Below are 10078 nucleotides of genomic sequence, written 5' to 3' on the forward strand. Positions count from 1 at the left end.
GTCGGCCGCGCCGTACAACGACAGCGGGATCGAGCTAAACCTGCCGGTTCAAAGCGGCCATCCGCCTCAGTGCTCCCGCGTTGACATACATCAATGGCGAACCGCGCAATCTCCGCGACCCTGTGAACGTCGCGGCGCGATCCGACTGGCCTGCCGCCGTCCGCCCTGCAGAAGCGCTCGCCTTCGCGCTGATTCGCTCGCAGCCGGCGGATCCTTCCAACGACACTACTGGTAACCGACAGTACGATGCCTCTTCTTGACTCCAGGTACAGACTCAGTGCCGTGACTACAATTTTCGGCCGCAAGCACGAATCGCAACCGGCCGTCAGGTCGTCTGCCGCGAGCAGCGAAATTCTGGTCGAGTATGCGCGTCTGGAGCCCGCGGATGTGTTGCAACGGCTGCACAGCGCGCCAGAAGGTCTTGCTGACGGCGAGGCAGAGCAGCGCTTGCGCGCCGTCGGCCGCAACGAGGTTGCGCGGGCGGAACGTCACACGATCGTCGGCGAACTCCTCAATCGATCGATCAATCCATTGAACCTGCTCTTACTGTCGCTTGCCGCGGCCAGCTACTTCCTCGGCGATCGGCACGCGTCGAGCCTGATTGTCATAATGGTTGTGTTGAGCATTGCGCTGGGCTTTCTTCAGGAGCACCGCTCGAACAAGGCAGCCGATGCGCTGCGCCGGATGGTGCTGACGACTGCCACGGTGCGCCGGTGCGGTCAGGGTGACGTACAAGACCATATCGAAGTGCCGATCGAGCAGGTGGTTCCAGGCGATATCGTGCTGCTGTCGGCCGGCGACATGGTTCCGGCCGACTTGCGGCTGATTTCTGCAAAAGACCTGTTCATGAATCAGTCGACCCTGACGGGCGAGGCCATGCCGATCGAAAAATTCGCGCACGCCAGTCCCGGCGCCGCCGATACGCAGTTCGACTTGCCGAATATTTGCTTCACGGGCAGCGCAGTTCTGAGCGGGATCGGCTGTGGTGTCGTGGTGCTCACCGGGTCACGAACGGCGTTCGGCCACGTCGCGGGCATGATCGCTGCGCAACGCGTTCTGACGAGTTTTGACAAGGGCATCACGCGAATCACCTGGATGATGATCGGCCTGATTCTGGTCATGGTTCCCCTTGTCTTTACAATCAACGGACTGACGAAGGGCGACTGGTTCGAGGCCTTGCTCTTCGCCGTAGCCGTCGCAGTTGGGCTTACGCCGGAGATGCTTCCGATGATCGTGACGGTCAATCTGGCGAAGGGCGCGATTGCAATGTCGCGCAAGAAGGTGATCGTCAAGCGTCTCAACGCCATCCAGAACTTCGGTGCGATGGACGTCCTTTGTACCGATAAGACCGGGACGCTGACGCAAGATCGCATCATCCTCAAGCGCCACCTCGATGTGCACGGCGACGAATCAGATAAGGTTCTTGAATATGCCTATCTGAACAGCCTCTATCAGTCCGGCCTCAAGAACTTGCTCGATGTTGCCGTGCTCAAGCACGTCGAGCTCGAAGAGCAACTCAAGGTTCATGAGCAATACAAGAAAATCGACGAGATGCCGTTCGACTTCGAGCGCCGTCGGATGTCGGTTGTGCTCGCGCGCGGTGACGGTGCACACATCCTGATCTGTAAGGGAGCGGTCGAGGAGATTTTTTCGGTCTGCACGCGATATGCCGTCGGCGGCGAGGAAGGCTTGCTCGATGAAAGCCACTTCGCCGAAGCGAAGGAAACCACGGCCAGGCTCAACGCAGATGGCTTCCGGGTCGTTGCGGTCGCCTATAAGGCGATGCCGCCGGAACAGGCCGCGTATGGCGTTGCCGACGAGTGCGACCTGACTCTGCTCGGCTACATCGCATTTCTTGACCCTCCCAAGGAAACCTGTGCGGCTGCGATTTCTGCCCTGAGGGCGAGCGGCGTGCAGATAAAGATCCTTACCGGGGACAACGACATTGTCACACGTAAGATTTGCCATGAGGTCGGCATTCTTGTGGACCGCGTCGTTCTCGGCAAGGAACTCGAATCGTTATCGGCGGCGCAACTCCAGGACCTGGCGGAGATCGCTTCCGTTTTTGCCAAGGTATCGCCTTTGCAGAAGGCCGCAATCATCGACGCACTGCATGAAAAAGGGCATGTCGTCGGCTTCCTGGGTGATGGCATCAACGATGGGCCGGCGCTCAAGGCGGCGGACGTGGGCGTGTCCGTTGACAGCGCCGTGGACATCGCCAAGGAGTCGGCCGACATCATCCTGCTCGAGAAAAGCCTCTCGGTGCTCGGCGACGGAGTGCGCGAGGGCCGAAAGGTGTTCGGCAACATCACAAAGTATATAAAGATGGGCGCGAGTTCGAATTTCGGCAACATGTTCAGTGTGCTCGGCGCCAGCGCCATCCTGCCATTCCTGCCCATGGCACCGATCCAGGTTTTGACCAACAACCTGCTCTATGACTTCTCGCAAACGACAATCCCGACAGATAACGTCGACCCGGAGTATCTTGCGGTGCCGCGGCGATGGGACATCGGCAACCTCATGAAATTCGTGCTGGTGATTGGGCCAATCAGCTCGATATTCGATTACGCCACTTATTTCATGATGCTTCATTTCTTCAAGGCATGGGACAAACCCGCACTGTTTCAGACCGGCTGGTTCGTCGAATCGCTGCTGACGCAGACGCTTATTATCCACATCATCCGCACGGCCAAAGTGCCGTTCTTCGAGAGCCGGGCAAGTGCTGCGCTGATCGCGACGAGTTGCATCATCGCCGCCGTCGGCGTTGCTATGCCATTTACTCCGCTTGGCGCCTTTTTAGGGTTTGTTCCCCTGCCTGCATCATACTGGATGGGTCTTCTGCTTATCCTCGCAAGCTATGCGCTCCTGACGCATGTTATGAAGACATGGTTCGCCCACCGGTTCGGGCTGAACTAGATGACCGCTCCTCCAATGCAGCCCCGTCCGACGACGAACGGCGATGCCGACCAGGTTTCCCGGCTCGGTGGTGCGTGCATGGAACACCCTGATACCGAGTTTCTCGAGATTGCCCCCGCGCTCCACGGCAAGACGTCCCTGACGCGCTCGCTGGTTCTCTGGGCAGTCGGGCTAACGGGCCTATTAACCCTAGTTTTTGTAGTCTTACATTTCGGCTCCCTCGAACGAATCGTCGAACTTGCACGCTCAGCGCGACCCACATGGCTACTCCTGGCGATCGTTGTCCAGGGTGGTACTTACGTCAGCGCGGCCCTGGTCTGGCGGCAAGCCCTGCGTCGCGCCGGACACCCACGATCGCTTCGAACGCTGATCCCGCTGGGCATCGCAAAGGTATTTACGGACCAAATGTTGCCTAGCGGTGGGATCAGCGGCACGATGCTGGTCGTAAGCGGCCTCATCCGGCGGCGAGTGCCTGCGGCGGTTGCCATGGCTGCCATGCTGGCAGGGCTAGTCTCTTATGACATCGCCTATCTGAGCGTGGTAGTCGCGGCCGCCACCATGCTGCGGCTTCACGATCGCGCCAATCTTCCTCTGCTGATTGGTGTCACCATTTTCGCGATTGTGATGATCGCGATTCCATCTATTGTGCTCGGCCTGAAGCGACTAGGTGACCAGAAGCCTGTTGCATGGCTGAGTAGGTTGCTCGGCTTGAGCGCTTTGCTGCGGGCTCTTTCCGACGCGCCCACCGACCTTTTGCGCAGCCCGCGGTTGGTAATGCAGACTGTGGGCCTTCAGCTTGCTATTTTCATGTTTGATACGGTGACCTTTTGGCTCGCGTTCCGCGCAATCGGGTATGGACCCGAGCCGTGGGCGATTTTCGTGAGTTTTACCATAGCCTCGATGGCTGCGACGATCGGACCTATTCCGCTTGGTTTGGGGACGTTCGAAGCGGCCGCTGTAGGCATGCTTCACCTATTGGGAGTTCCGATCGAAGCCGCCTTGAGCGGCACGCTCCTGTTACGCGGACTGACAGTGTGGCTGCCCATGCTGCCAGGCGTCTTGCTCGCCCGACGCGAGATCCACCGCCCTTGAGAGCCAGGGTGTCAATCCCGGACCTTCGTGAAAAGGGGTCTGGCCACTTTCTACTCCCTATACGTGCCCCGGAGGTCACCGCGTGAACTCCACCTGCAGAAAGCGCCAGGGTTGACCTGCGTCAACCGCGCGTGAGCCGTCGTCGCTACGATTTGTGAATCGTTCAAGCATCGGCAAAGAGCGTGTTTATCGAATGGCGCCGCCCTCGAGGGTGTCCTTGATGCGTTACTTCCTCCTGCACTTGACATGATAGGTATACTAAAACTCGCGTTCAAACTGTTGGTGAACGACAGCGCTAAGTTCACGGCGCTGCTTGTCGGGATTACGTTCGCGGTATTTCTGATGGTCGAGATGACGTCGCTGTTTGCAGGTATTCTGGACCGCTCGTCGTCCACCGTCATCAACGTGGGCGCCAAGGTCTGGGTAATGGATCCCGGAGTACAGACGATTGCGAGCAGCATCGGCATGCCGGATTATGTGCTGGACGCAGTGCGCAGCATCGACGGCGTGAAATACGCAGTTCCGCTCTATTCGGGTGGTGCGCTCGTTAAGCTTCGCGACGGCAGGTATCAAGCCGTCACCGTGATCGGTCTCGATGACACAAGCCTGTTCGGTCGCCCCATGATGAAGCAGGGAAGGATCGAGGACATTTACGCGGAGAATGGATTCGTCGTGATCGAGGACGCGGAGTTCGTGAAGCTCCAGAGTCCCAAGCTGGGAAGCGATTTCGAACTCAACGACCACCGAGGCGTGGTCGTTGGGATCGCCACCGTGGCAAGCAGCGGGTTGTTCGGCTCGCCCACGCTCTACACGACCTACCGCCGGGCGATCGAATACATCCCTTCGAGCCGCTATACAACGTCGTACATCCTCGTGGAGCCTAAGTCCGAGGCCGACATTGCCCATATTAAGCAAGCGGTCAAGGAGCTCGGCTACGTGGCGCTCACGAAGCAGGAGTTCATGAAGAGCATCTCGGATTTCTACAAATACGAGACCGGACTCGGAACCAACATCCTGCTGATGACGGTTATCAGTTTCGTCGTGGGACTGTCGATATCGGGCCAGACGTTCTACACGTTCATTCTGGAGAACCTCGAAAAATTCGGTGCGTTGAAGGCGATCGGTGCGAAAAGCCATGAGCTTGTCGCGATGATCCTGTTTCAGGCGACCTTTACGGCGCTCACCGGCTACGGGCTGGGCATCGGATTGTGCGCAGGGCTCATCAGCCTCGCGCGACTGCGCATTCCGGACTACGCGGCAATGATTACGTACGGCAATCTGTTGCTCGCCTTCGTGATGGTAATCGTGATTGCCGCGACTTCGAGCTATATGGGCGTTCGTCGGGTTTTGAGCATCGAACCCTTTGACATATTCCGGGGATAGGCATGACAACGCCAGCCATCGACGCTCGTTCGGTCACCAAGTGGTTCGGTGAAGGCGACGCGCGGACCTACGCCGTGCGCGATGTGTCGATTCAAGCAGAGTTCGGGGAGATGCTGCTGATCGTAGGGCCGTCCGGCAGCGGCAAGACAACCTTGTTGAGTGTAATCTCCGGCATCCTGAGACCGGACTCGGGCGATGTGATCGTGGATGGCACGGATTTGTGGAAGCAGCCGAACGATTCGATCGCCGACTTTCGGCTGAACCGCATCGGATTCGTGTTTCAGGATTACCACCTCTTTGGACGTCTCACGACAGCCGAGAACGTTGCTATTCCGCTTATCCTCAAGCGGCGCGCCTGGGACGATGCGCTCGCCGAGGCGCTTAAATACCTCGAGATCGTGGGACTGACGAGCCGAGCCCAATTGACACCTGTGAAGCTCTCTGGAGGCGAGCAGCAGCGTGTGGCCATCGCGCGCGCGATCGTGAGCCAACCGGACATCCTGATTCTCGACGAACCCACTGCGTCGCTCGATGGCGATACGGGCCGCAACATCATCGAATTCGTCAAGCATCACGTTCTCAATGAGCATCGTTGCATTGTGATCGTCACGCACGACAGCCGCATCTTCGAGTATGCCGACCGCATCCTGAAGATGGAGGATGGCCGCCTGACTCATATCGAGCGGGGCGGGGCGCGATGAAGACAAAGATCGTGTTCGCGATGGCGTTCGTGGGATTTCTAGCCGGTATCCTGGCGGCATACGTGTACGGGATTCAGCAGCCACCCCAGCCACCGGTGTTCAACCCTGCATCGAACCCTTATACGCGTGGCGTTTACGCGAACGGGATCGTTGAAAGTGACCAACCGGCGGGGGAAAACGTAAGCATCTACCCAGATGTCACGGGTGCTGTCACGCGCATCTTCGTGCATGAAGGGGAGCAGGTACGCTCAGGGACGGTGCTGTTGACCATCGAAAACTCGGTGCAGCGCGCGAACGCGGCCCAACTCGCGGCGCAGGCCGACGCTGCGGCGACGCTGCTCGATGAGCTGAAATCGCAGCCGCGTCCGGAGACCCTCGATATCGCGAATGCGCAAGTCGGTGCCGCTGCCGCGAGCCTCAAGATGTCCCAGGATCAATTCGATAAACAGCAACGCGCGTTCGAAATCGACTCGAAGGCGGTCAGCAGGGACACAATCGATAACGCAGCGAACGCGCTCAAGGTAGCGCGCGCCAATCTCGAGGTCGTGACGCGCCAATACCGGCTTACGCGCGCGGGTGCGTGGGTGTATGACATCCGCAATCAGGAAAAGCAGGTCCATGCGCTGCGCAAGGCATCCGCTGCGGCCGAGGCCCTGCTTGCGAAATACACGATCCGCGCGGCTGCGGATGGCGTCGTTTTGTCGATCAATGCGTCGCTCGGTTCCTATGTGTCGCCGCAGGGTGTCTATGAGCCATACGCGCAGGCGCAGGCACCGATGCTGGTGATGGGCACGGCGCCGGAGCAGCTTGCCGTGCGCTGTTATGTCGACGAGATCCTGATTGGCCGTCTGCCGGATCCGCATGCGCTAAAAGCGCGCATGTTTGTGCGGGGCACCAGCCTCGAGGCCCCGCTCGAATTCATGCGCATCCAGCCGTACGTATCGCCAAAGATCCAGTTGTCGGACCAGCGCACCGAGCGCGTGGACGTACGCGTGCTACCGGTCATTTTCCGTGTCGTGTTGCCGAAGGGCGCACGGCTCTATCCCGGGCAGATGGTCGATGTCTATATCGCTGCTGAATGATCCGCGCGCGCTCCTACGCAGGTCGCTGCGCACGTTGTTCTCCGCCGCTGCTCTGGCGAGTGCGCTGGCCCTGGCGGCTTGCACGTTGGGCCCTGATTTTTCGAGGCCGACGCCGCCGCGCGTGTCCCAGTTCGAGCGTGGGGAGTCGGTACGCGGGCCTCTCGTCGCGGCAGGCGCCGCGCAGACGTTCGCCGCCGACATTGGCCTGCCGGTCGACTGGTGGACGCTGTTCGGATCGCCGGCGATCGATGCAGCGGTCGACGACGCATTGACCGGTAGTCCAACCCTCGAGCGCTCGGAGGCGGCGCTGCGGCGAAGCGAAGACGAAGTGCGGGCCGGCGCGGGCGTCTTCTCCCCGCAAGCGGACGCGGGATTCAGTGGGTCGCGGCAAAGGTACTCGCCGCTGCGCGTGGGGGCAAATCAACCGTCATCGCTCTTCAACCTTTTTACTCTTTCGGCGAGCGTCAGCTACGCCCTCGATATCTGGGGCGGCGAGCGCCGCATGCTCGAAGGTCTGCGCGCGCAAGCAGACGCCCAACGCTATGCGCTGCTCGCGGCGTATCTGACCTTGACCGCAAACGTGGTCAACACAATGATTGCGCGTGCGGCCTACAGCGAGGAGATTGCGGCGACGCGCGAAATGGTCGGACTTTTGCGCGAGCAGATCGACGTGACGCAGGTACAAATTCAGGCGGGGGTCGCTGCATATTCCGCGGTGCTGACCCTTGAGAACGAACTGGCGACGCTTGAGGCATCGCTGCCAGCGCTTGAACAGAAGCGCGTGCAGGCGGAAGACCTGCTGGCGACTTTGTCGGGCGCTTTTCCGGCCGACTGGCATGCCCCCAATCTGTCCCTGCGAGATGTCTCCTTGCCCGCGACCCTGCCAGTCACCGTACCATCAGACCTCGTTCGCCGACGTCCAGACATCTTGCAAGCGGAGGCCGCACTGCATGTCGCGAGCGCCAACATTGGCGTCGCAACAGCCAACCTTTTCCCCAGCGTTACGCTCTCTGCGAGCGGCGGCTATGACAATACCTCGATGGGCGCGCTGTTGCATCGAAAAGGCCAAGTATGGTCCGTAGCGGCAGACGTCACTGCGCCGCTGTTTCACGGAGGTACGCTCTGGTTCCAGCGAGAGTCAGCGAGCGACGCCTACGCACAAGCCCGAGCCACGTACCGAGAAATCGTACTCGGAGCATTTGCGCAGGTGGCTGACTCGCTGCGTGCGTTGGAGAATGACGCACATGCGCTCGAAGCGCAATCACGAGCACTGCATTCGGCCGCTGAGGCATTGCGACTTGTCAGGGCGGACTATGAGGCTGGCACAGTGGGCTATTTACCGATTCTCATTGCCGACGGGCAATTTCACCAGGCGCAGATTGCCTATCTGCAGGGCATCGCGCAGCGTATGCAAGATACCGTTGCGCTCTATGCGGCGCTTGGCGGGGGTTGGGACACTGAGCCGTGAAATGGAAATGGCGCAACTCGACGCGCTGGTTGCGGCGATTGCTCACGTTCGCGGCAACCGCGGACGTCCCTGATAATAATAGCGCTGGCATCGTCGAAGGCGACAGGGGCTACGATTCCAAACCGCATCGGCCGCGCCCGCGCGAGCACGGCATTGGCCCCTGTGCCGTGCGCTTAGGCCTGGCCCATGGAGGCGGGCTTGGAAAGCGCGCCGGGTCGGCGATCGTTAGATTGCATGGTTGTACTCGACCCGACCGCTTCAGCCGCTGAGTGCGCAGCCTCATAGAGCGCCGCGGCTACCGGCTCGTGGCTGTGGCGATCGCGGCCAGGAATGCACGAATAGCATGGGCGGTCCTGAAGTATGGCGACGACTTCAAGCAGGAGCCGATCGTCGCGTGACCTCCAGACGACTTCATAAAACACGCGCCAACGAAAGGCAACTTACGACGAGCCAATTAACGATCACTTTGCATTGCCAGCGGTGATGTGAAGCGGGTTGGACCCGTGCGGGTATATCTGATAAGGCTACAGGGATCACAATCCCAGTCAGCGAACGAGGCCCTCGTGTGCGTCTTTGATCAGGGCCCGAGCCATTGACCCAACATGAACAGTTTTGTACAGCAGTCCTTCACCTTCTCACGTGACGCCGGTAACGCAGCATGGCAATAACAGAAATTCGCACTTGTGCTTGCGAAAAAAGGAAGCCCTTGTAGTAGCCTTAGGTATCGATTAGTAACCGGCGCACATCGAAGGCCCTGCCGGAGCGGGGGGGAACACAAACCACGAACCGTCGTCATGCCGGAAGAAAATGATCGTAATCGCCTCGCCCGAGGTATGTCGTTCCAGTCGCACATAGCGAGCGCGATTCGCAAGCAGACGACCAACCTGTGTCACGCGCGCCGGCATTAACCGGGTCGGCGCGAGCCATTTGTCCACGAGTGATCGCAAGGAAATGTAGTTGCTGTTCATCGCGCGCTCCTAAGTCCAAATTCGACTGCTGAAGAAAGTCGCTCTCGAGTCCTTGAATCTATTATCGGTCGGTCCCGCGGAGATTCAAATCAGCACGGTCTGAGAGTTTCGTAGCCGTTTTGCCGGTCCCTGTAGGCATTCCCCTACGGTCCCAGTAGGCTGCACGATGGTGCGACCCTAATGATGAACGCCCTTTATGCTTTTAAGCGGTACGGGACGACGGGCTCGTAGATCGCAACGTATCTTATAAGCGAGGCTCGAAAGCCACACGTCCACGGACTGAAGTGATCAAATGTTCCAGTGCGTGCGTTCACAGGGAAATGATTCACAACAGAGCGAACAGATCTCGATCAAAGGGACTGCGGCTCATTAGTCGGACCTGCAAAATTGAGTTTTGTTCGTGGACGCCTCGGGGCGTTCATCAGGTGGCCTTGTACTTTTCGAACTCAGGCAGTTGTAGGAGGTGCG

General features: G+C 59.4%; 7 protein-coding genes and 1 pseudogene. 7 read left to right on the top strand and 1 reads right to left on the bottom strand.

The features are described 5' to 3' along the window. Positions 1-246: 246 nt before the first annotated feature. The 7 genes and pseudogenes from mgtA to AWB65_RS35935 all read left to right on the top strand — a co-directional run. Positions 247-2916: a magnesium-translocating P-type ATPase gene (mgtA, locus tag AWB65_RS30000; protein WP_087670563.1), complete on the top strand. Its 2670-nt coding sequence runs from the start codon at positions 247-249 to the stop codon at positions 2914-2916. Between the two features lie 78 nt (positions 2917-2994). Beyond that, positions 2995-4008, top strand: a complete 1014-nt coding sequence (locus AWB65_RS30005) for a lysylphosphatidylglycerol synthase transmembrane domain-containing protein (protein ID WP_235007848.1) — start codon at positions 2995-2997, stop codon at positions 4006-4008. Between the two features lie 246 nt (positions 4009-4254). Continuing rightward, positions 4255-5391 carry an ABC transporter permease gene (locus tag AWB65_RS30010; RefSeq protein ID WP_087660557.1) on the top strand — a complete coding sequence of 379 codons (1137 nt, stop codon included), beginning with the start codon at positions 4255-4257 and terminating at the stop codon, positions 5389-5391. 2 nt (positions 5392-5393) lie between these two features. Beyond that, a complete protein-coding gene (locus tag AWB65_RS30015; RefSeq protein WP_087670564.1) occupies positions 5394-6092 on the top strand; it encodes an ABC transporter ATP-binding protein in 699 nt (232 codons plus the stop codon). Further along, complete coding sequence (locus tag AWB65_RS30020; protein WP_087670565.1) at positions 6089-7174, top strand: HlyD family secretion protein; 1086 nt, start codon at positions 6089-6091, stop codon at positions 7172-7174. Before AWB65_RS30015 ends, AWB65_RS30020 begins: the two co-directional genes overlap by 4 nt. After that, positions 7152-8642, top strand: a complete 1491-nt coding sequence (locus AWB65_RS30025) for an efflux transporter outer membrane subunit (protein ID WP_087670566.1) — start codon at positions 7152-7154, stop codon at positions 8640-8642. Before AWB65_RS30020 ends, AWB65_RS30025 begins: the two co-directional genes overlap by 23 nt. Before the next feature lie 245 nt (positions 8643-8887). Beyond that, positions 8888-9040: pseudogene (locus AWB65_RS35935) on the top strand (IS110 family transposase); the annotation flags it as partial. Positions 9041-9370: 330 nt separating this feature from the next. On the opposite strand, the gene AWB65_RS30035 reads toward AWB65_RS35935, so the two are convergent. Continuing rightward, positions 9371-9610, bottom strand: coding sequence for a hypothetical protein (locus AWB65_RS30035; protein ID WP_087670567.1), 240 nt, complete (start codon positions 9608-9610; stop codon positions 9371-9373). Positions 9611-10078: the final 468 nt, after the last annotated feature.

It is taken from the genome of Caballeronia humi, assembly GCF_001544475.1.
Taxonomy (GTDB): domain Bacteria; phylum Pseudomonadota; class Gammaproteobacteria; order Burkholderiales; family Burkholderiaceae; genus Caballeronia; species Caballeronia humi.